Source organism: Dyella sp. OK004 (assembly GCF_900114495.1).
GTDB lineage: Bacteria > Pseudomonadota > Gammaproteobacteria > Xanthomonadales > Rhodanobacteraceae > Dyella_D.
In genome coordinates, this window is the sequence record NZ_FOZI01000001.1 from 1,333,258 (window position 1) to 1,356,458 (window position 23,201).

Genomic DNA, 23,201 nt, shown 5'->3' on the forward strand with positions numbered 1-23,201 from the left:
TGTTCTTCCCTCCTGCGTGGTCGCCAGCTCGTGAACTCATGAGCCGTGCGCGTGGCGCGGCGAGGAACGCAAGATGAAGAAGACCCTGTTGGCGATGGCGCTGCTGTCGTGCATCGCGATGGCGCATGCTGCCGACCAGAACGGCACGCAGCAGCTCTCTCCCGTCGTGGTGACCGCTACGCGCTCGGCGATGCCGTTGGATGAAACGCTGGCACCGGTGACGGTGATTACCCGCGCGGATATCGAGCGTCTGCAGCCGCAGTCGGTGCAGGATCTGCTGAGTGGCCTACCGGGCGTGGCGTTCGGCAATGCGGGCGGTATCGGTCAGCAGACTTCGCTCTTCATGCGCGGCACCAATTCCTCGCACACGCTGGTGCTGGTGGACGGCGTGCGCATCGGTACCGTCGGCGCCGGCATTCCGGCCTTCGAGCAGTTGCCGGTGGAGCAGATCGAGCGCATCGAGATCGTGCGCGGTCCGCGCTCCAGCCTGTATGGCTCCGATGCGATCGGCGGCGTGATCCAGATCTTCACTCGCCACGGCCAGTCCGGGGAAAGCCCGACGCCATCGCTGAGCGTGACGGCCGGCAGCCATCGCCTGGTCAATGGCCAATTCGGTCTTTCCGGCGGCACCGAGCACGCCTGGTACAACGCCAGCGTTGGCGGCCAGTACACGCGCGGCATCAATGCCTGCCGCGCCGCTGCGAAGAAGGTCGGTGGCTGCTTCACCGATGAGCCCGACATCGATGGCTATCGCACTTACAACGGCGCCCTCAGCGGCGGCTATCGCTGGGACAACGGCACCGAACTGAGCGCGAGCCTGCTCAAGAGCAAGGGCGATATCGAATACGACGGCGATTTCCAGAACTACACACGCCGCTCCCAGCAAGTGGCCGGCACCAAGCTGAGCTTCGCCGTGCTCGACGCCTGGAAGATGAGCCTCAGCGCCGGCCAGAATCTGGACCGCGCCGACAACTATCTCAACCGCGCCGACCTTGGCGCGAACATGGTGCGCCAGGGCTATCTGTATTCCCGCCGCAACCAGGCCACGTGGCAGAACGACGTCACGCTCGCACCGGGCCAGCTGCTCAGCACGGGCGTCGACTACCAGCAGGAACACCTGCGCAGCGACACCGACTACCTGCGCACCTCGCGCAACAACACCGGTGTGTTCGCCTTCTACCAGGGCCAGTTCGATGCGCATGAGCTGCAGCTGTCGGCCCGTCACGATCACAACCAGCAGTTCGGCAACCACAACACCGGTGCCGCCGCCTACGGCTACACCTTCGCTAACGGCATGAAGCTCACCGCTTCCTACGGCACCGCCTTCCACGCGCCGACCTTCAACGACCTGTACTTCCCGCCCTTCTTCGGCTTCCCCACTGCCAATCCAAACCTGAAGCCCGAGAAGTCGCGCACCGCCGAGATCGGCCTGTCCGGTCGCCCCGGCGTGTGGAACTGGGCAGTGAACGCCTACCAGACCAAGATCACCGACCTCATCGGCTACGACGCCAACTTTGTGCCAACCAATGTCAGCAAGGCGCGCATCCGCGGCCTGGAAAGCCAGCTTGGCGCCGACGTGGACGGCTGGCACGTACGCGGCTACCTCACCTTCCAGAACCCCGAAAACCGCAGCACCGGCCCGCAGCAAGGCAACCTGCTCGCACGCCGCCCCGAACGCATCGCACGCATCGACCTCGACCGCGACCTCGGCGCCTTCAGCGTCGGCGGCACGGTGAACAGCGAAGGCTACCGCTACGACGATGCCGCCAACCTGCAACGCCTCGGCGGTTACGCCACCGTCGACCTCCGCGCCAGCTGGAACTTCCAGCCCGGTTGGAGCCTGCAGGGCCGCGTAGCCAACGTGTTCGACCATCGCTATGAAACGGTGCGCTTTTACAACCAGCTGGGGCGCACGGCGTATCTGACGTTGCGGTATAGCCCGGCGCGCTAGGTGATTGAGGCTTGGGACGCTACGTAGCAACGCGATCCCAAGCACCCACCCCTCACCCCAACCCTCTCCCCGGAGGGGAGAGGGAGCTGCTCTTTCTTTTCTTTGCAGGGCGATGCGAAGCGAGCCCGTAACCGGGTCCCCTGTGGAGCGGTGAGGGTTGGACGATCAGGCCCCGAAGGGGGCGCAGGCATGGATGCCTGCGCCTTTTCGACACGACAGGGACGTCGTGTCGAAAAGCCCGGCCAAGCCTCACGGACCCGCAGGCGAAGCCGGAGGGCGCGTAAGAGGGGTGCGCTTCTCTTTGGTTACTTTCTCTTGGGCAAACAAGAGAAAGTGACTCGGCCTCCGGCAGGAGGACGAAAGCCCGCCGCAGGCGAGCCCGGTCGCGACAACCGAACGACAACACCACTGGATCCCAGCCTACGCAGGGATGACGAAGCAGCCCGGACTTCAGGCACATTCGCCGCCCGCCCCACCAGCATAAAGTCCCCACGCTGCGCCAAGGAGACCGTCCACCCCCGTGAACGGAAGGCGCAAGACCCAAGTGGTCCGGGGAACGCGTGAACATCTTTGCACCACTGATACGTCGACCGATCGGCACCTCGCTGCTGGCCCTGGGCCTGGCCTTGGCCGGGTTCTGGACCTACCTGCTGCTCGGCGTCGCCGCGCTGCCCGCGCTGGAATTTCCCGGCATGTCGGTCTACGCCGAGGTACCCGGCGCCAGCGCGCAGACCATGGCATCCACCGTGGCGGCGCCGCTGGAGCGTCACCTCGGGCGCATCCCCGGCATCAAGGAGATGAGTTCGGAGAACAACGACGGCTCCACTTCGATCATCCTGTTGTTCGAACCGGGCAAGTCGACCGACAAACTGGCGCGCGACGTACAGGCGGCGATCAACGCATCGGCGCCGGATCTGCCCCCGAGCCTCACCGTGCCACCGCAGTACTACAAGTTCAGTACGGCGCAGATGCCGGTGCTGCTGCTGTCGATCACCTCGCAAACCCAGCCGCCGGACAAACTGTTCGATCTCGCCGACACGCTGATCAAGCCGACTTTGTCGCAGATTCCCGGCGTAGCCAGGGTGCGCGTCATGGGTGGCCGGCCCAAGGCGGTGCGAGTGGAGTTGAACAACGCCGCGCTGGCGGCGATGGGGCTGACCGCCAATGACGTGCGCAATGCCTTGCGCGCGGCCAACGTCACCTCACCGCAAGGCACGTTGACCGATGGCGTGACGCAGATGACGGTGACCGCCAACGATGCGCTGCACGAACCGGAGGAGTTCGCCTCACTGCTGATCGCGATGCACAACGGCACACCGGTGCGACTCTCCGACGTAGCGCACGTGGTCAGCGGCCAGCAGGATGAGTATCAGGCTGCCTGGTTCAACAGCACCCGCTCGGTCACCGTGCGCATCAGCAAGCGCCCCGAGGCCAACGCCGTGGCGACCGCCGACGCGATCCGCGCCAAGTTGCCGGAGATGCAGTCATGGCTGCCGGCCGACATACAAATCACTCCGATCTTCGACCTCACCCTGACTACCAAGTCGGCGCTGCATGAGGTGGAGATCGCCCTGCTGCTTAGCATTCTGATGGTGGCGGTGGTGATGCTGGTGTTCCTGCGCCGGCTGCGACCGACCCTGATCGCCATGCTCAGCGTGCCGCTGTCGCTCGCCGGCGCTTTCATCGTGATGTGGTCGCTGGGATACACACTCAACACGCTGTCGCTGGTGGCGCTGGTGCTGTGCATCGGCTTCGTCGTCGACGATGCCATCGTGGTGATCGAGAACATCGTGCGCCATATGGAGCACGGCGAGCAGGCGCTGCCGGCCTCGCTGGTGGGCGTGCGCGAGATCGGCTTCACCGTGGTGTCGATCACCTTGTCGCTGGTGGCGGTGTTTGTGCCGCTGCTGTTTGGCAACAGCCAGTTCACCCTGATCATGCGCGAGTTTTCGGTGACGCTGACCGCCGCAGTGGTGATCTCGGCCATCATCTCGTTGACCCTGACGCCCGCCTTGTGTGGCCGCCTGCTTACGCAGGAGGCCGCCGGCGCACGCGAACCCGGGCGCATCGAACGCGCGGTCGAACGTTTCGATCAGCGTTTGCATAGTACCTATGAGCGTGGCCTGGACTGGGCCTTGCATCATCGCCGGCTGATGCGCTGGCAGCCGCTGATCCTATTGCTGCTTACCATCGGACTTGCCATGGCGGTGGTGAAAACTGCCGGCTTCAACTTCATGCCGAAGGAAGACATCGGCCTGATCCGCGGCAGCATCCGCGCCGATGCCAACATCTCGCCCACGTTGATGGCCGAACGCGCGCAGCGCGCTGCGGCGATCGTGCAGGCCGACCCGGCCATTCGCGACGTCACCACTTATCTCGGCAGCGACAATGCCGGCGGTGCGGTGGGCAGCCAGGCCACCATGTATATCGACGTGAAGTCGCGCGGCAACGGACCGGACGAGCGCAAGGAACACATTGACGAAGTCATCGCCCGCCTGCGCAAACAGTTTGAAGTGCTACCCGAAATCCAGGTGTCGCTGAATTCGCTCAGCTTCTTCAATGGCGGCGGCGGTGGTGGCGGTACCGGCAGCGAGAGTTTCCAGCTGATCAGCAGCAATAGCAGCGTCGAACTGCAGCCGTGGGTGTTCAAGATCACCAAGATGATGCGGGCGATAAATACGTTCCGCGACGTCACCAGTGATTACGACGCCACCGACAAGCAGCAGATGCTGCGAGTCGACCGCTACGCCGCCAGCCGGCTGCAGATCAACATGGGCATGGTCGATACCGCGCTGTACAACGCTTTCGGTCAGAACCAGGTGTCGATCATCTATTCCGACATCAACCAGTACTGGGTGGTGCTCACTTCATCGGCCGAGCATTCGCTCAGTCCGGAGACCTTGCTCAACACCTACGTGCGCAACATGAAGGGCGGCATGGTGCCGCTGTCGGCGGTGGCGCATATCGAGCCCAATGTCTCGCCGTCGATCGTCAATCACTACAACCAGCTCGAGTCGGCCAACATTTATTACAACCTGCCGCCGGATTTTCCGCGCGACAAGGGCATGAAGCTGATCGAGGACGTGCTCGACCACGCGCAGCTCCCGGCCGGCGTGAAGCTGGCCTACACCGGCGAGAACCAGCAACTGGAAGAAAGCCAGAACAACACCTGGCTGCTGCTGACCGGCTCGATCCTGGCGATGTACATCGTGCTGGGCATGCTCTACGAGAGCCTCGGTCAGCCGCTGACGATTCTCTCCACGCTGCCGGCGGCCGGCATGGGCGCATTCCTGGCCATGCTGGTCACGCAGACGCCGATGTCGCTGATCGGCGTGATCGCGATCCTGATGCTGATCGGCATCGTGAAAAAGAACGCGATCCTGATGGTGGACTTCGCCCTGGTCGCCCAGCGCGAGCGCGGGCTGTCGCCGCCCGAGGCGATCCGCGAGGCTGCGCTGGTGCGCTTCCGCCCGATCACCATGACCACGCTGGTGGCAATCGGCGCCGCACTGCCGCTGGCGATCGGTTTCGGCATCGGCTCGGAAACGCGTCAGCCGCTGGGCGTGGCCATCGTTGGTGGCCTGCTGGTGTCGCAGCTGCTGACGCTGCTCAGCACGCCGGCGATCTATCTGTGGAATCACGACCACCAGCTGCGCAAGGCGGCGCGCAAAGCCCGGCGCGCGGAAAAGCGCGCACTGAAGGCGGCAGGACAGGCCGCCTGATCTCAGCCCTGACTCCTCCCCTTCTTGCTACGCGAAGCTAGTCCCGTGGGACAAGGGGAGGTTGGGAGGGGGTGAAAGGCCCCCGCCTTTTGGCAGGGTGCGGACTTGCGGCACATACGCGCGCCATGCCGGCACAGGCATATAGTCGATATGATTGCCCACGCCTCCGGTGCCGCGCGCGCTGACGCGCTTTTCCCCCTGTTGCCTTGCCGCGCTGGCTTGGCGCGGCCCGCACAAAGAAAGCCCGGTACGGAAACCTCGTGAATATCTTTGCGCCACTGATCCGCCGCCCTGTCGGCACCTCGCTGTTGGCCCTCGGCCTGCTGCTGGCCGGCCTGTTCGCCTATCGGCTGCTCGGCGTGGCGGCGTTGCCGTCGCTGGAATTTCCGGGCGTGTTCGTGGTGTCCTCGATGCCGGGCGCCAGTGCGCAGACCATGGCCACCACGGTGCTTGCTCCGCTGGAACGCCATCTCGGCCGCATTCCCGGCGTGGAAGAGATGTACGGCAATGCCACCGAGGGCTCGGCCACGGTGCAGGTACGTTTCACCTTCGGGCGCAGCGCCGACAAGGCGGCGCGCGATGTGCAGGCTGCGATCAATGCCGCCGCGGTGGACCTGCCCACGGGCATGCCCTCGCTGCCGCAATACTTCAAGTTCGACACCTCGCAGATTCCCATCCTGCTGGTCTCGCTGACCTCCACCAGCCTGCCGCCGGACAAGCTGTACGACCTTGCCGACACTTTGCTCAAGCCTGCCGTGGCGCAGGTGCCGGGCGTGGCGCAGGTGCAGGTGTTCGGCGGCACACCACACGCGGTGCGCATCGAGCTGGACACCAATGCGCTGGCCGCCAAAAAGTTGAGCGCGGACGACGTGAGCAATGCCTTGCGCGCGGCCAACGTCACTTCGCCGCAGGGCATTCTCAGCGACGGTCACACGCAGACCACCGTCACCGCGAACGACTCGCTGCATACGCCCGAGGAATTCGGCAAGCTGCTTATCTCGGTGAAGAACGGCACCCCAGTGCGGCTCTCCGACGTGGCCCGGGTCACCAGTGGCCAGCAGGATATCTACCAAGGCGCCTGGTTCAACGGCAAGACGACGGTGGGGATGCAGATCAGCAAGCGCGCCGAGGCCAACGCCGTGGCCACCGTGGACGAGATCCGCAAGCGCCTGCCGGAGTTCGGCCAGTGGATGCCGGCGGACGTGGTGATCACGCCGATCTTCGACCTTACCCAGACCACCAAGTCGGCACTGCATGAAGTACAGGTGGCGCTGCTGATCAGTATCGTGATGGTGGTGCTGGTGATGCTGGTGTTCCTGCGCCGGCTGCGCCCGACCTTGATCGCGACGCTCAGCGTGCCGCTGTCGCTGGCCGGCGCCTTCGTGGTGATGTACTTCCTCGGCTACACCCTCAACACCTTGTCGCTGGTGGCGCTGGTGCTGTGCATCGGCTTCGTGGTGGACGACGCCATCGTGGTGATCGAAAACATCGTGCGCCATATGGAGCATGGCGAGCCGCCGCTGCAGGCAGCGCTGATCGGTGTACGCGAGATCGGCTTCACGGTGATATCGATCACTTTGTCGCTGGTGGCGGTGTTCGCGCCGCTGCTGTTCGGCAACAACATGCTGATCATGCTGCTGCGCGAGTTCTCGGTGACCCTGACGGTGGCGGTGGTGATTTCAGCGCTGGTGTCGCTAACACTGACGCCGGCACTGTGCGCTTACTTTCTCACCCACGACGAACCGGGCACCCGCACGCCGGGCCGGATGGAACGGGCGCTGGAGCGTTTCGACCGCGGCCTGCACCGCGTCTACGAGCGATCGCTGGACTGGGCCATGCACCATCGCCGGATCATGCGCTGGCAGCCGCTGATCTTGCTGATCCTCACCGTCGTGCTGGCCATGGCCGTGGTGAAAACGGCTGGCGGCAATTTCATGCCGGAGGAAGATATCGGCATGATCCAGGGTGATATCCGCGCGGACGCCAACATTTCGCCCAATCTGATGGCCACGCGTGCCAAGCGCGCTGCCGAGATCATGGAAGCCGATCCAGCTGTGCTCGATGTGCTGACCACGCTAGGCTCGAATGACGGCAATGGCGCGGTAGGCAATGCGGGAAGCATGTTTGTCGACCTCAAGCCGCTCGGCAACGGTCCCAACGATCGCCGCGACAGCGCTAAGAAGGTGATGGAACGGCTGAGCAAGCAGTACGACCTGCTGCCGGACATCAAAGTGTCTTTGAGCCTGGTGCAGTTCCTTGGCGGTGGCGGCAGCGGTGACGGCGGCGGCAAGTACGAGTTCCAGCTGATCGGCACCAGCGGTGATGACTTGCAGCCGTGGACGCTGAAGATGGTGCGCTATATGCGCACGCTGAAGGATCTGCGCGACGTCACCAGCAATTTCGATCTCACTGGCAAGCAGCAGTTGCTGAAAGTGGATCGCGAAGCCGCCAGCCGCCTGCAGGTGGGCATGGGCATGATCGATACCGCGCTGTTCAACTCCTTCGGCCAGCGCCAGGTGTCGGTGATCTATTCCGACATCAATCAATACTGGGTGGTGCTGACTTCCGCGGCGGCGCAGTCGCTGAGTCCGGAGTCACTGCTCAACATCCGCGTGCGCAACAACCAGGGCCTGATGATTCCGCTGTCCGCGGTGGCAAGCATCAAGCCCAACATCAGCCCCACGCGCATCCGTCATCACAATCAGCTGGAAGCCTCCACCATCCGCTACAACCTGGCGGAGAACGTGCAGCAGGATCGCGGCGTGGCCCTGGTCCAGCAGGCGGCCATCGCGGTGAACTTGCCGGCGGGTGTGAAGGTGGAGTTCACCGGCGACAACCAGCGCCTGCAACAGGCCAAATCGAACGGCATGGTGTTGCTGCTGGCATCGATCCTGGCGATGTACATCGTTCTGGGCATTCTTTACGAAAGCCTGGGCCATCCGCTCACCATTCTTTCCACCTTGCCGGCTGCAGGCATGGGTGCGTTCCTGGCGATGCTGGTGACGCAGACTCAGCTCACGCTGATGGCGATCATCGCGATCCTGATGCTGATCGGCATCGTGAAAAAGAACGCCATCCTGATGGTGGACTTCGCCCTGGTGGCTCAGCGCGAACGCGGTCTGTCGCCGCCGGATGCGATTCGCGAAGCCGCGCTGGTGCGCTTCCGTCCGATCACCATGACCACGCTGGTGGCGATGGGTGCGGCGCTGCCGCTGGCCATCGGCTTCGGTGTGGGTTCGGAGATGCGCCAGCCGCTGGGCGTCGCCATCGTCGGTGGCCTGCTGGTGTCGCAGCTGCTGACTTTGCTGAGCACGCCAGCGATCTACCTGTGGAATCACGACCGCAAGGAACGCAAGGCCGCGCGTAAGGCACGCAAGGCCGCGAAGCGCGCGTTGAAGGCCGCCAGCCAGACGGCCTGACGCTCAATCCTTGGGACTGGTGCAGGCCGCATAGCGGCGGCCTTCGACGCGCACCAGTTCAGCGCCGCTGTTGCTGGTGACGCTTCCGCTGTAGTGCTCTGCCGTATCGAAGTCGATCCTGCCGCGCGCTTTCGCCGATGCCGGTGCGGCACACCTCATGCTCCATACCAGCGACGTACGGCTGCGCTGTTCGTCGCCGCGCTCGCAATGGGCATCGCTGGATGGCGCGAGGCGAGCGAATTCCGCCCAGGGGTCCGCGTCTTCATCCACGCAGCGCCACTCCACGCCATCCGGACCCACGCGGCCATGCGTGACGGTGTGCGTGACGATCTTCCACAAGCCAGGCATGGCTTGGAAGTCACCGGAATCGGCGTGCGCCAACCAGGCAGCGCTGGCGAGTATTAAAGCGGCGATGCCATGCAGGCGGCTGGGTCGGAGCCGTCTTGATTCACGAATCGTCATACCTGAACTCCACACTTGGATAAGCCCTGCCGGCGCCATATCCCTTGGCGCCGGCACCGTGGCCTCGCATGCCCCTTGGCATGCGCGGGGACGCGTCATGCGTCAGTTCCGTGCATCGTTGTCGTCGTCATCCTCATGATCCGACGCGCGGGCATAGCCAAAGTCGAACATGCTCATCAGATTGCCGATGGCCGGGGCGTTCACCGGTACGTACGGGTTGCTGGCCAGCGCAATCGGGTTGGGCAAGTTGTCGCGACTGCGCGACGAGATCCGTTCGTGCAGGCGCCAGTTGGCCTCGACGAATTTGTCGAAGGACACATGGTCGTAGTACGTGTGCACCACGCGACCGCCGGTGGAGTAGCGCGAGATCACCAGCAGCGGAATGCGCGTACCGTCGCCGAAGAAATCGACCGGCTGGATGTAGCCCGAATCCCAATAGCCGCCGCCTTCGTCGAACGTCACCATGATCGCGGTGTCTTTCCACACGTCCGGATTAGCCTTGGCCATGTCGACGATCTTCTTCACGTAGCCTTCGAACACACCGAGCTTGGACGAGGCCGGATGGCCGTCCAGGATGCCGTCCGGCTTGGCGATGGATACCGCCGGCAAAGTGTTGTTCTGGATGTCCGTATAGAGATCGTTGAGATCCTGGTTGTTCTGGCGCAGCTTGGGATTGGTCATCACCTGCGTCGAATACAGGAACGGGTTGCAGATGTTGCAGTAGGTGCCGGCCTCGCCGTTTTCCTTGCCGTCGCCCCAGCCTTCGCCGTAGTACTTCCAGCTCACGTGATGGCGGCTCAGCAGCAGGGCGAGGTTTTCCTGCCGGGTCGGCGGGATGGTGAACTGATTGGCGCCCAGCGGTGCCGGCGTGCCATCGCCGAGATAGCCGGGGTTGTAGTTGTTCACCAGGTAGTACGCGCCGCGCTGGCAGTCGCCACCACGGAAGCTGCGATACGGCAGGCCGTGCAGATAGTCCTTGATCGAATCGACGCCGGGCTGGCTGTCATCGGCGCAGTTGACGTAGGAGCCGCCACCGTAGCCGTCCTGCACGTACCAGTTGTTGGTGCCCGGCTGGGCATCGGGATTCTCGATCTGGTTGGACGGCGGCACCGCGGGACGGCCGTTGGCGTCGGCGTAGTAAATCGGGCTGCCGAAGCCGAGCATGATGTGATTGGCGCCGGTACCGCCCATCACAGACTGGTGGAAGTTGTCGCTCAACGCGTAAGTGCGCGCCAGCTCTTCGAAGTAGGGCGCGTCGCCCTTGGCCATGTTGAGGAACTGCATGGCGGTGGAGCCTTCGCCGGTGGTCTGCTCATTGAAGCCGGCCGGCAGCGGCTTGCCGTTGGCGCCCGCGCCGACGCTGGTTTCCACCCAGGGGAACAAGTCATTGCGACAACCGCTGGGATTGGCCGGCGTGGCGGCCATGTGGGAACAATCGAGCTGCTGCCACATCTGGAAGAAGCGATGCACCGGGCTGTTGGCGTAGTCGTTGTAGCTGAGCGAGGCGCTCATATCGACCGGCGCGTTCGGTAGATGGCTGGGAAAGCGCGTGTCGAGCACGTGGTTAGGCAGGCCCGTGCCGCCGCTGGCGAGTTGCTCGTAGTCGCCGGTGGGCAGGCCCGGTTCGATCGCCTGCGCCTGCGCGGCGGAAGCGAAGTAGGGCTGGGTCGGTGCGCCACCGGTATTCATCGCCGGCAGTGCCGCGTACGGTGCAGTGCGTGTGGGCGCGAGCGAGTAGGCCCCGGTGTTGGTGGCTTGCCATTGCTGCGCGAGTGCCACGTTCGGGCCGGGTGTACCGTCAGCCTTGACGATGCCCTCCGACAGCAGGTTGTGCACGCTCTGTCCCTTCGGCGGCGTGTAAGTGGCGTACACATGGTCGAAGGTGCGGTTCTCGCCGATGATCAGGATCACATGCTTGATCGGCGTGCGCGTGCGGTTGCTGCGATCCTGCGCATCACCGGGCATATGCAGGGCCTGGATACCACCGGGCACGCCGCTGCGCGGTGTGACGCCGGCACGCGGCAGGTCGTGGCGGAACTGGGCGTCTTTTTCAGGTGGCGTGGTGTCCTGCGCGCTGACGACGCCGGCCAGGCCGGTGACGAGCGCGCCGAGAACGAGCGGAAGGAAACGCTTGCGGCCGAACGGAATGGGCATGACTTGTACTCCTGCAGGCCTGCGGAAAGGCTGCCGTCGAGTGATCCCCCTGGTTCGGCCGGCGCTAGTGGATAGCGAGCCGGCCACGCGAAAGTCTGGTCCGCGTGGATGACGTTCCGTTGGCGATCGCGCGACAACGAAGACGCCTTGCATGACAGTGCTGCGACAAAGCGCAAGCCTTTGCGTAAACGCAGAAAAAAGCGTTGTTTACGTGCGAGGCAGCAGCATGAAGGGGCGCATCATTTCGTTGTCTTCATGCTCGAGCAGATGGCAGTGCCAGACGTAGCGTCCGGGCTCGCCCTCGAAGCGCATGACGATGCGCGTGACCATGCCGGGATCGGCGCGCACGGTGTCTTTCCATCCTGCTTCGTGCGGCGGTGGCGGTACACCGGGCCCGGTGTATTTCAACGTGCGATGCGCATTCCATGCGAACAGATCGAACGGCCGCCGCTCGATCACCTGGAAGCGCACCAGATGCAGATGGATCGGATGCACGTCACCGGTGAGATTGACGAGGCTCCAGATTTCTACGCTGTCCTGGCGCGGCGTTTCGCTAATCGGCGCGGACCAATGCTGGCCGCCGAGCGTCATCATCATCGCGCCGCCGTTGGCGTCGTCCATCTCGCCGAGGGTCAGCACGCGATCGCGCACAGCGCTGGCTGGATCGATGCGCGGCACCGCGCGCAGAACGGTAGGCAATGCAGCGGCATCGCGACGGCCGCGATCGCGCACGCGGAATTGCAGGATCGCGTCCGACTGCTCGCGCAACTCGATGGTCTGGCCATCCATACCGGCGAAGTCCACCACCACCTCGGCGCGCTCGGCTGGATAGAGCTCGATGCGTTCGCGCTCGACCGGCGCAGGCAACAGTCCTTGATCGCTGGCGATCTGCGTGAATGAGCGGCGGTGGGTCAACGAGAGATTGAAGTGCCGCGCATTGGCGGCGTTGATCAGGCGCAGGCGGTAGCGACGCGGTTCGACCTCGGCGTAGGGGAACAACTTGCCATTGCACAGCACGGCGTTGCCGTAGCACTCCGACACCCATGGCGCGTCCGGATCGTCGGAGACGGGGTAGTAGAGCGCGCCGTCCTGTGCGATCAGGCGGTCGCACAGGATCAGCGGCAGATCGCAGTCGCCGGAAGGCAGACCCAGCACCTGCTCTTCCGGATCGCGCACGATGAACGCGCCCAGCAAACCCGCGTAGATGTTGAGCCGGGTGATGCCCATGGCGTGATCGTGATACCAGAGCGTGGCAGCGTCCTGCGCGTTCGGGTAGTGGTACAGCGCCGAACGTCCGGGCGCGAGCCAGTCTTCTGGCCAGCCGTCGCTATCCGCGGGTACGCGCGCGCCATGCACATGAGTCACCGCGCGTACCTCCGGCTTCGTACGTTCAGCGCCGTGAATGCGGTGGTCGACCGGCAGCAGATGCTGTTGCGGCAGCGCATTGACCCATTCCACCAACATGGGTTCGCCGCGCATCGCCTGCAGTGTCGGACCCGGCATGCTTCCCTGATAACCCCACTGGGTCGTGGGCGGCAGATCACGATGCAGGCGCGACTGGAACGCACGCATCTCCATCCGGTAGTAGGGCAACTTGCGCTGGGGGTACGCCGGATGCACGCGCTGTTCGTACGGCGCCTGTATTAGTGGGATCGGTAGCGGATCGACGAAGCGCGCCAGCGTCGCCGGATTGATCAGCGGCTTCTTGGGTTCGGCAAGCTGCGCGGCCAGCATGCGGCCTTCATGCGCCCATGCCGGGCGCCATGATCCGAGCGCGGGAAGGCCGAGCAAGCCGCCAGTCGCGAGCAGGAACTGGCGGCGCGACACACTCATGCGCGGAGCATGTCCTTGCCGAAGATGCAGGATGGCTTGCGGGGAGCACGTGCGCCGGTCATGCGACGCACGTTAGGAAACGCAAATGACAGTGGCGTGGCAGTGCCTATTCCGCCCCGACCGGCAAGGGCTTGTCCATGGTCGCCGGCTTGCCCACTGGCGCCGACAACATACGCGCCTTGCGCCACCCGCCCCGGCGGTAATACGCCATGGCCATCAACATCGAAGCCAGCGAGCCCAGAGGGAAGCTCCACCAGATCGCATCCGCGCCGATGCTGGGCATCAGCGCATAGGCGAATGGCGGACGGATCAGCCACATCGAGATGGTGAGGATAATCAGTGGCGGCCATACCGCGCCGGTGGAGCGCACCACGCCGAACAGCACGAAGGTGACGCCGAAGAACATGAAAGACCATACGGCGATCATGTTGAGGTGCTGCGCCAAGGTCAGCGCTTCACCATGGCCTGGCAGGAACAGGTTCAACGCAGCGCGATTGAACACGTAGATCACCGCAATCAGAGCGCCGCTGAGCAGGAAGTTGTAGGCCACGCCGACCTTGGCGATGCGGCTCACCCGATCCCACAGCTGTGCGCCCACGTTCTGCGCGGCCATCGATGACACTGCCGCGCCGATCGCCATGGCCGGCATCTGTACGTAGTTCCACAACTGGGAGGCCGCACCGTACGCCGCGGTGGTATGCGAACCGAAACCGTTGACCAGGCGCATCATGAGCATGGCCGAAGAGGAGATCACGATCATCTGCAGGCCCATGGGCAGGCCTTTGAAGATCAGCGAGCGCAGGATGGTCGCATCCGGCCGCAGGTAAGCCAGCTCGGCACGTGTGAGGCGCAGGAAATGTTTGCGCGCGTAGAGCGTAGTGATCAGCGCGATCAACGCGATGCTCTGCGAAATCAGCGTGGCGGTGGATGAACCGACGATGCCCATGGCCGGTATGGGACCCCAGCCGAACATCAGCAGCGGGTTGAGTGCGATGTCCAGCAACACCGACATAGCCATGAACGCGAGTGGCGTGCGTGCGTCACCCGCGCCGCGCAGGGTCATCATCAGGAAGTTGTAGAAATACATCGACGGCATGGCCACGAAGATCATGCGCAGGTACGGCGCCGCGTAGGAAAGCGCATCAGGCGGCGTGCCCAGCTGGCGAAGCATCCATTCGGTATTGAAGTAACCGAACACGGATACGGCCACCGACAGCGCGACGAAGAAGCTTACGCCGGTGCCCACCACGCGCTTGGCTTCGACCATATTGCGCGCGCCCAGACTCTGGCCGACCAGGATGGTGCTGGCCATGCTTACGCCGAACACCGCAGTGAGCAACAGAAACACAATCAGACTGGCGTTGCTCACACCACCCAGCGCGGATTCGCCCATGAAGTGACCGATCCACATGGCGTTGACGGATGCGTTGAGCGACTGCAGCACCGTGCTGCCAAGGATCGGCAAGGCGAACATCAGCAGGGTGCGTGCAATCGGTCCTTCGGTAAGCAGCGGCTGACGCGCGGCAAGTGCAGACATGCGGAGAATTCCAGGGAAGGGGTGCGTGGTTGGACTGGATCAGGTCGTGGCGACGGCGTCATCCCATGACGCCGCGGCGAGACGACGCGCATGGTCGCGCACATCCGCCGGCCAGTCGCGCAGGAGTTCGTCGAAACGTTCGCGCTCGCCGCGCCAGTAGGCGCGGGAAGCTTCTTCGTAATGCGGCAGGTTGCCGCCCATGGCTTGCATGAAACGGTCGAGCGCTTCGCTAGAGCGACGTGCGCGTTCATGGCCGTGGTGTCCGCGCCGCGCATCTTCTACCAGACGACGCAGCGTGGCGGAGGCACCGCCCGGCTGACTGGCGAGCCAGTCCCAATGCCGCGGCAGCAAGGTGATTTCGCGCGCGACCACGCCCAACTTGGGACGGCCCGGGCCGCGAGCGGTGGTGGGCTTGTCGGCTTCCGGCGCTGTGAGTGCCAGCCGCGACAACACCTCGTCGGGCGTGCCGCGGAAATCGATTTCCACCGGCAGGCTGCTCTGGTCGTCGAAGACCAGTACCGGACCGGCTGCACCGGCGTCGATCGCACGCTTGGTGGCGAGCGCTACGTCGGTCAGCGGGCCGGAGGCGATCAGGCGGTGGCCATCGAAAGCAGTGCAGGTTTGGCTGTCATGGGGGCGCATGGTTTAGTCCGGGCAAAATGATGCGACGCGGATTTTGCCCGGATCAAAGCGGGCCGTCAATAAAATCCGGGTAAATAATGGCAAACGGGCTTCCCGCCTTTGTTCTCCCTGGAAGAACACTGTGTCTGAGCTGCAGGGATTTACGGTTTCACCCGTCTTCGACGACACTTATTGAACCATATAGTTCACAAAAAGAACCAGGTTCTTAAAGGCAATCCCCATGCTTTCTCGCAACCTCATCCGCAGCACCCTCGCCCTCGCGCTTATCGGCTTTGCCACCGCCGCCTCCGCTACCCATATCGAAGTGCAGGGCGGCCGCAGCTACATGGATACGTTTGGCACTAATACCGCGTTTGTCGAAGCCGTTTTCGCACCCCATACCATTGGCAATACCCGTTTCACCTGGTCGCCTGATGTTTCAGTCGGCTGGATCGGCGGTCGCGATCGCCGCCGCTATGAACACGCCCGCTACACCATGAAGGACGACGTCTGGCTGGTCGCCGGCGGCGCGCGCCTTCATTACGGCAGCGACAGCGACTGGTACCACGGCTTCTTCTACAGCCTGCAAGGCGCGGTGCAGACCGGCCGCACCCAGGCACTGAGCAGCGTGGGCGAATTCGTCAACACGGTCGGCTGGCAGGGCAAGTACGTCAGCTTCCAGATCCGTCACATCTCCAACGGCGGTACGCACGGCACCAACCGTGGCGAGACCATGGCGTTGGTAGGCGTGGGTCTGGATATCTAAAGCCATCACCAGTACTGGAAATGACAACGGCCCCGAGCGGGGCCGTTGTCATTTGAGCGAGCGTTATCAGTGCCCGCCACCCGCCGACGGTCCAGCCTTCGCGGTAAATGGTGGCTTGGTCATCCATACCACCAGGACCAGGCTCACGAAGATCCAGCCGAGTACGTGGAACACTTCGTTGAAGGAGATCTGGTAACCCTGCTGCGTAATCATCTGGTTGATCATCGCACCTGCCGTTTGCTGATCGCCGCCGCCCAGCGTGCTCATCGCCTGCTGCGCAGTGGTGTCATAAGGCGTGATGTGCTCGGTCAATTGCGCGTGGTGCACGATCGCACGGTGATCCCACATGAAAGTGGTAAGCGACGCCGAGAAGCTCGCACCCAGCGTACGCAGGAAGGTGGCCAGGCCGCCGCCCGCGGCGATCTCGTGCGGTTGCAGATCGGATAGCAGGATCGTGGTCACCGGCATGAAGAACAGCGCCACGCCGAGACCCTGCAACAACTGCACACCGGCGATGTGCATGAAGTCGATGTCCAGGAAGAACTCTGAGCGCAGGAAACTCGTGGCGCCCATCACCAGGAACGAGACCGACGCGATCAGGCGCAGATCAAAACGCGTGGAGTACTTGCCCACGATAAAGGTGAGCAGCACCGGCAGGATGCCCAGCGGCGCACTGGCGAAGCCGGCCCAGGTCGAGGTGTAGCCGAGATTGCGCTGCATCCATTGCGGCACCAGCAGACCGATGGCGAAGAACGCGGCGTAGGCCAGCACCAGCGACAGCGTGCCCCAGCGGAAATTGCGATGCCGGAACAGGCGCAGGTCGACGATAGGCTCCTTGTCGGTGAGTTCCCAGATCAGGAATACGGCGATGCCGATCACCGCGACGATGGCGGTGACCACGATGAAGGTGGAGTTGAACCAGTCCTCGTCGTTGCCCTTGTCCAGCACGATCTGCAGCGCACCGACGCCGATGATCAGGGTGATCAGGCCGACATAGTCGATCTTCGGCCGTTGGGTGACGTCGTTGCGTCCCTTCATCTGGTTGGCGATGACCATGCTGGCGAAGATGCCGATGGGCACGTTGATGAAGAAGATCCACGGCCAGGAATAGTTGTCGGTGATCCAGCCACCGAGGATCGGGCCTGCGATCGGCGCCACCACCGTCACCATTGCCAGCAGCGCAAGCGCCATGCCGCGTTTGGCAGGTGGATAGATCGAGATCAGCAGCGCCTGCGTTACCGGGTACATCGGACCGGCCACCGCACCCTGGATCGCGCGGAACAGGATCAGCATCGGCATGCTCTGCGCGATACCGCACAAGAACGAGGCCAGCGAGAACAGCAGGGTCGACCACATGAACATCTTCACCTCGCCGAAGCGGCGGGTGAGGAAGCCGGTGAGTGGCAGCGAAATCGCCATGCTCACCGCGAACGAGGTGATCACCCAGGTGCTCTGGTTCACGCTCACGCCGAGGTTGCCGGCGATGGTCGGCAGCGACACGTTGGCGATGGTGGTGTCCAGCACCTGCATGAAGGTCGCCAGCGACAGACCGATGGTGGCCAGCACCATGTTGGGCGGACGGAATTGGGTGTTCATGGACTTAGAGACACTCCGGGAAAGTTGCCCCTCCCCCTGCAAGCAGAGGGAGGCTGGGAGGGGGTGAGCTCTTGTGACAACGCCACAAGGCGCGCGGGCTTCACCCCTCCCCAGCCCTCCCCTGCTTCACACAGGGGAGGGAGTCAGTCGAATTACTTCGTCGCATCACTGCCGGCCATGTTGGCGTGGATGATCTGTTCGATCACGCCGTCGGCCTTGGCCAGCTGCTTCTGATAGACGTCGGTGCTGAAGGCTGGCCGGGTCGGCGGCTGCGTCGCCAGCATCGGGCCGTTCTGGTCGTGCAGGCTCACTTCCACGTCGGTCGACAGACCGATGCGCAGCGGATGCTCATCGAGCTGCTTGGCATCGCTGAAGAACACACGCACCGGGACACGCTGCACGATCTTGATCCAGTTGCCGGTGGCGTTCTGCGCCGGCAGCAGGGAGAACGCGCTGCCGGTGCCGACGCCCAGGCTCTGCACCGTGCCCTTGTACTTCACCGAACTGCCGTACACGTCAGTGGTGATCTCCACCGGCTGGCCGATACGCATATGGGTCAGCTGGGTTTCCTTGAAGTTGGCGTCGATCCACACCTGATGCAGCGGCACTACGGCCATCAGCGGCGCACCGGGAGCGATGCGCTGGCCGAGCTGCACTGAGCGCTTGGCGACGTAACCGTCGACCGGCGCCACGATGGTGGTGCGCTCGTTGTCCAGGTAAGCCTGACGCAGCTTGGCGGCCGCGGTTTGCACGTCCGGATGGGAGGCGACCACGGTGTCGTCCACCAGCACCTTGCTGGTCTGGTACTGCTGCTGCGCGGCGGTGAGCGCGCTTTCGGCTGTGGTCAGCGTGTCCTGCGCATGTGACAGCTCTTCGGCGGAGATCGCACCGGACTTGGCGAGATCGCGGCGGCGATTGAAGTCCTGGCGGGCCTTGTCGACGGCGATCTTGCGCGCGGCCACATCGGCCTGCGCACCGGACACATTGCTGTACAGGCCGCGCACCTTGCGCACGGTGCTGGCGAGACTGGCCCTGGCTTCCGCCAGCGCTACTTCGGTATTGCTGCCGTCGAGCTTCACCAGCACGTCGCCGGCATGGACGCGGTCGCCGTCATCGGCGCCGATGGTGACCACGGTGCCGGGCACCTGCGGGGTGATTTGCACCACGTTGCCATTGACGTAGGCGTCGTCGGTGCTCTCGTACCAGCGGCCGTCGAGGAAGTACCACGCGGTCCAACCGATGATGGCGAGCACCACCACGACGCCGAGCAGGCGCAGCAGGAAGCCGCGACGATTCTTCGGCGGCTGTTGGGTGGCGGCTGTGTTGTCGGCCGCGAGCGGAGTTTGGCTAGACATGGGGATAGCCTTCAGAGAGAACGTTCGGAAACGGGGGAAGTAGAAACGGCGGCGACTTCATGCGCTTCGGCTTGCGGGCGATAACCGCCGCCGAGCGCCTGGATCAGCTGCACCGAAAGATCGACCTGCTGCGATTGCAGCGCGGCCATGCGCTGCTGGGCCTGCAGCAACTGCTGGCGCACGATCAGCGCTTCCAGGTAGTTGCCGATGCCGGCCTTGTAACGCTGCTCGGACAACTGCCACGCCTCGGTGGCGGCATCCAGCGCGCGCTGCTGCGCCTCGATCTGCTGCTGCACGGATTGCAGTGCGTTGTAGTCATCGGCCACCTGGTTGGTAGCGCCAACCAGGGTCTGGTTGTACTGCGCTACCGCCAGGTCGTACTGCGCATCCTTGCCGGCGAGGTTGGCGCGCAGGCGGCCGCTATCGAAGATCGGCAGGCTCAGCGACGGGCCAAGTTCATAGAAACGGTTCTTCAGGGTGAACAGGTTGCCGCCACCCAAGTTCAACAGACCGGCCATGGCGCCGATGCTGACGTTGGGCATGAACTCGGTCTTGGCGACCTTGATGTCCTTGCTCGCTGCTTCGACGCGCCAGCGCGCGGCGACCAGATCGGCGCGATGGCCGATCAAATCCATCGACAAATTGCCCGGCACGGCCAGCGCGGCCGGCTTGAGTACCTGCGGGCGGGCGATGTCGAGGCCGCGATCCGGACCCTTGCCGAGCAACACCGAGAGTGACGAACGCGCGGCGTCGATGGCGCGGGTGGCCACCACGTGTTCCTGTTCGGCCGTCGCCACTTCGCTGTCACTCTGCTTGAGCTGCAACTGGCTGTCGATGCCGGCGCTTACGCGCTGGCGGGTCAGGTCGCGCGCACGGTTGGCGCGCTCCAGTTCCGCCTTCGCCACATCCTGCTGCGCATAGGCGTAACCGAGCTGGGTGTAGGCGCGGGCGACGTTGGTGGACAGCTCGATGCGTGCGGCCTGGCGATCGATCTCCGCCGCACGGGCCTGGCCAAGTGCGGCCTCCCACGCGGCACGCTTGCCGCCCCACAGATCAAGGCCCCAGTTGAAGCTGGCGTAGCCGTACTTGGCCAGGGAGAAATGGCTATTACCGCCGGGAGACAGCGCGGGCGGCAGACGGGCGCCCGCCACGCTGGCGCCGCCGTTCACGGTCGGGCCGCGCTGCGCATCCGCTACGCCGGCCGCAGCCTGCGCCTGCTGCGCGCGCGCATCGGCGGCGGCGAGGCCGGGGTTATCGTGCAGCACTTCAGTGATCAGGCCGTCGAGCTGGGAGTCGCCCAGCGCCGTCCACCAATCCTGCTGTGGCCACGCCGCGGGGGACACGGTGATGCCGTCGAGGCTGCGCTCGCTCTTGAGAGAGGATGCTTCCATCAGCGAACCGGACGGATGAATGCCGCCACTGCTGACGCAGCCGGCCAAGGCCAGGGTCAGTCCGATCGCCGCCGCCATAGTGTGCAGACGCATGGTCGTATTCCGAGAAGAAAGTTTTGGACATCTCGAAGAGCCGCCATCCAGGCCGTTTTCGAGTTGGCGGATCCGGCACTTGTCCGGGTTCGCCGCTGTCGCCTAAACATTTGCGTGCCTAAGCGCGAGCGACACTTCCTGCGTCGCTTGGGAATATCAGGTCTTGTCGCGGAGCATCTTCAGCACGCGTGACAGGTAGTCGTGCAGCTGTTCCCGTTCGGTCTCGCTCAGTGTGCGTTGCGCGGCCTCGAGCACCCGCTCATTGCAACTGGCCATGTCCTGTAGCAACGCCGAGCCTTCCGTCGTGAGTTCGATGCGCAGCGCGCGTCGATCCTGTTCGTGCGGGCGGCGGCGCAGATAGCCTTTGCGCTCCAGCTGGTCGAGCTGGCGGGTCATCGCACCACCATCCAGTTCCACCGCGCGAGCCAGCTCGGTGGCCGACATCGGCCCCATCAGGCCCAGGCGCTTCAATATCAGGTACTGGGTGAAACGCAGGTCCAGCCCCTTGGCAGCCAGCTCGGCCTCCATCGCGCGCACCACTTCGGTACGAACCAGCCACAGCAGCATGCCGAGGCTTTCCTGGGGGACGGACGGGGCGGAGTTCGTGTTCATGGCCGCGCATTCTATTGCCGCGAGAATATTTGTCAAGGCAAATATATTACAGACAGCCTCTGTTTTAGCAAATGTTCAGGCGGCAACCTCCTGCAGCAACAGTTGCCTGCGCGTCGACAACTCGTCTTGCACCAGCGCCTGCAAGGCCGGGTGGCGGATGGCGAGCAGCTCGAACACACCAAGCGCCTGCAAGGTGGGCAAGGTTTCCAGCAACCGCGGCTCTACCTGGAGGCGCATAGCCTCTGGGGTCAGCGGGTCGAGCATCAATTGAGCACTGACGACGAAGCGGATAAGCGCCTCGGCGGCGTCCATCGGAATGGACGGCGAGTCTGGGAGTGACATGCCGATCTCCTGCCTGTTGAGGGAAGGACGTCCGCAGTGGCTTCGGCGTGACTGCGCGCGGCTGGCGGACAGGGGGCGCCATGGGGATGGCGCAGGTTTACAAGATTAGGCGGCGCCTGCTTTGGCCTGATATCGTTAGTAAGACAATTTCTATCTAGAACACGCCATGAAACGTCGCGAAATCTTCCAGCGCATCGAAAGCGCCGCTGGCCCGGCTCTGATCGCCTTCGTGTTCGACGAGGCGAGTGCCGAGGAGCCGATGCCTGCGGCCGAGTCGGACTGGCACCGCCATCTGCGCGGCCAGTTCTTCTACGTAGAGAAGGGCCTGCTCACCCTGCGCACCAGCGAAGGCGCCATGATGCTGCCGCCTCATCGCGTGGGCTGGCTGCCGCCCGGCGTGCTGCATACCGTGCGCAAAATCGAGGCTACCAATGGCTGGGGCGTGTTCGTGGCGCCAGAAGCGGCATGCGGCCTGCCGAGTCATACCTGCGTGCTGGGCGCCAACGACCTGATGCGTGCCCTGGTGCATCGCGCCAGTACCTGGGTGATGCAGGACGATCTGGACGAAGAACAGGAACGCGTGCTCAGTGTGCTGATGGACGAAATGCGCCGCGCGCCGCAGGAACCGCTGCATCTCAACATGCCCACTGATCGCCGACTGCAACGCATCGCCTTGGCGGTGCTGGAACACCCTGACGACGTGCGCACGCTGGAAGATTGGGCCGATTGGGCCGGCCTGTCGCCGCGCACCGTCACGCGGCTGTTCCGCAGCGAAACCGGCAACAGTTTTGCGCAATGGCGCCAGCAGGCACGGCTGACCCGTGCGCTGGAGCGCCTGGCCGGCGGCGAAGCGGTAGCCAGTGTGGCGGATGCGTTGGGCTATGCCAGCGTGAGCGCGTTTGTGGCGATGTTCCGACGCAGCTTCGGACAGTCGCCGGGACGGTATTTCGCGAGACAGACGGTGGCTGTGTAGCTAAACCTTAGCGAGGCTCAGGGTGCCTTGGGCTTCCTGCCGCGCTTGGGCTTGGTTTCATTGGCAACGATGAGCTGCTGCAGGTAGGCGATGCCTTCCTCTTCCGGGAAGAACGCCACGACATCGGCCACGCTCAGGCCATAACGCCTCTTCAGCGCCATGAAATCCTCTTTCGCGCGCTCCAGACGGGCGCTGCCGGTGAGTTTTTCGGGCGGCAGTTCCTTGCGGTCCAGGGCGGCAAGCTCTTCCTGAAAGCGCCGGAATGCGTCTTTGGGCATATTCATGGATGTAGAGCATATCGTTGGAAGCCTACGTTTCGCACGACTTGGTTTGATGGCGACAACGCCCCATGGAATGTTTGCTTTCGCGCCGAG

The 23,201-nt window shown here is 64.0% G+C and carries 16 protein-coding genes; 5 read left to right on the forward strand and 11 right to left on the reverse strand.

Annotated features, from left to right (window positions below; genetic code table 11):
• Positions 1–73 precede the first annotated feature (73 nt).
• From btuB to BM338_RS05845, 3 genes are all read left to right on the forward strand, one after another.
• Positions 74–1,951 (forward strand): TonB-dependent vitamin B12 receptor, encoded by a 1,878-nt coding sequence (gene btuB / locus BM338_RS05835; protein WP_090449845.1) that lies wholly within the window; start codon positions 74–76, stop codon positions 1,949–1,951.
• Between the two features lie 560 nt (positions 1,952–2,511).
• On the forward strand, positions 2,512–5,673 hold the full coding sequence (locus BM338_RS05840) for an efflux RND transporter permease subunit (protein ID WP_090449846.1): 3,162 nt from the start codon (positions 2,512–2,514) through the stop codon (positions 5,671–5,673).
• Positions 5,674–5,933: 260 nt separating this feature from the next.
• Entirely contained in the window at positions 5,934–9,092 is a 3,159-nt protein-coding gene (locus tag BM338_RS05845; protein WP_090449847.1) for an efflux RND transporter permease subunit, read from the forward strand.
• Between the two features lie 3 nt (positions 9,093–9,095).
• Here BM338_RS05845 and BM338_RS05850 read toward each other — a convergent pair whose 3' ends face one another.
• The 5 genes from BM338_RS05850 to BM338_RS05870 form a co-directional block, all read right to left on the reverse strand.
• The gene (locus BM338_RS05850) at positions 9,096–9,554 is read right to left on the reverse strand and encodes a DUF3617 domain-containing protein (protein ID WP_090449848.1); all 459 of its coding nucleotides are present in this window, start codon (positions 9,552–9,554) and stop codon (positions 9,096–9,098) included.
• A 102-nt stretch (positions 9,555–9,656) separates the two neighbouring features.
• Entirely contained in the window at positions 9,657–11,708 is a 2,052-nt protein-coding gene (locus BM338_RS05855; RefSeq protein ID WP_255367197.1) for an alkaline phosphatase family protein, read from the reverse strand.
• Between the two features lie 207 nt (positions 11,709–11,915).
• Positions 11,916–13,541: a multicopper oxidase family protein gene (locus BM338_RS05860; RefSeq protein WP_090449849.1), complete on the reverse strand. Its 1,626-nt coding sequence runs from the start codon at positions 13,539–13,541 to the stop codon at positions 11,916–11,918.
• Positions 13,542–13,647: 106 nt separating this feature from the next.
• Positions 13,648–15,078: an MATE family efflux transporter gene (locus BM338_RS05865; protein WP_090449850.1), complete on the reverse strand. Its 1,431-nt coding sequence runs from the start codon at positions 15,076–15,078 to the stop codon at positions 13,648–13,650.
• A gap of 39 nt (positions 15,079–15,117) precedes the next feature.
• A complete protein-coding gene (locus BM338_RS05870; RefSeq protein WP_090449851.1) occupies positions 15,118–15,720 on the reverse strand; it encodes a DUF2239 family protein in 603 nt (200 codons plus the stop codon).
• A 220-nt stretch (positions 15,721–15,940) separates the two neighbouring features.
• On the opposite strand from BM338_RS05870, the gene BM338_RS05875 reads away from it, so the two are divergent.
• Positions 15,941–16,465, forward strand: coding sequence for a lipid A 3-O-deacylase (locus tag BM338_RS05875; RefSeq protein ID WP_090449852.1), 525 nt, complete (start codon positions 15,941–15,943; stop codon positions 16,463–16,465).
• A 66-nt stretch (positions 16,466–16,531) separates the two neighbouring features.
• On the opposite strand, the gene BM338_RS05880 is transcribed toward BM338_RS05875, so the two are convergent.
• From BM338_RS05880 to BM338_RS05900, 5 genes are all read right to left on the reverse strand, one after another.
• A complete protein-coding gene (locus BM338_RS05880) occupies positions 16,532–18,061 on the reverse strand; it encodes a DHA2 family efflux MFS transporter permease subunit (RefSeq protein ID WP_090449853.1) in 1,530 nt (509 codons plus the stop codon).
• 152 nt (positions 18,062–18,213) lie between these two features.
• Positions 18,214–19,416 carry an HlyD/EmrA/EmrK family protein gene (locus BM338_RS05885; protein ID WP_090449854.1) on the reverse strand — a complete coding sequence of 401 codons (1,203 nt, stop codon included), beginning with the start codon at positions 19,414–19,416 and terminating at the stop codon, positions 18,214–18,216.
• Between the two features lie 11 nt (positions 19,417–19,427).
• The gene (locus tag BM338_RS05890; RefSeq protein WP_090449855.1) at positions 19,428–20,900 is read right to left on the reverse strand and encodes an efflux transporter outer membrane subunit; all 1,473 of its coding nucleotides are present in this window, start codon (positions 20,898–20,900) and stop codon (positions 19,428–19,430) included.
• Between the two features lie 156 nt (positions 20,901–21,056).
• The gene (locus BM338_RS05895) at positions 21,057–21,512 is read right to left on the reverse strand and encodes a MarR family winged helix-turn-helix transcriptional regulator (protein WP_090449856.1); all 456 of its coding nucleotides are present in this window, start codon (positions 21,510–21,512) and stop codon (positions 21,057–21,059) included.
• A 75-nt stretch (positions 21,513–21,587) separates the two neighbouring features.
• Complete coding sequence (locus BM338_RS05900; RefSeq protein ID WP_090449857.1) at positions 21,588–21,854, reverse strand: hypothetical protein; 267 nt, start codon at positions 21,852–21,854, stop codon at positions 21,588–21,590.
• Positions 21,855–22,020: 166 nt separating this feature from the next.
• On the opposite strand from BM338_RS05900, the gene BM338_RS05905 reads away from it, so the two are divergent.
• Positions 22,021–22,827, forward strand: coding sequence for an AraC family transcriptional regulator (locus tag BM338_RS05905; protein ID WP_090449858.1), 807 nt, complete (start codon positions 22,021–22,023; stop codon positions 22,825–22,827).
• A 17-nt stretch (positions 22,828–22,844) separates the two neighbouring features.
• Here BM338_RS05905 and BM338_RS05910 read toward each other — a convergent pair whose 3' ends face one another.
• On the reverse strand, positions 22,845–23,111 hold the full coding sequence (locus BM338_RS05910; RefSeq protein ID WP_090449859.1) for a hypothetical protein: 267 nt from the start codon (positions 23,109–23,111) through the stop codon (positions 22,845–22,847).
• Positions 23,112–23,201: the final 90 nt, after the last annotated feature.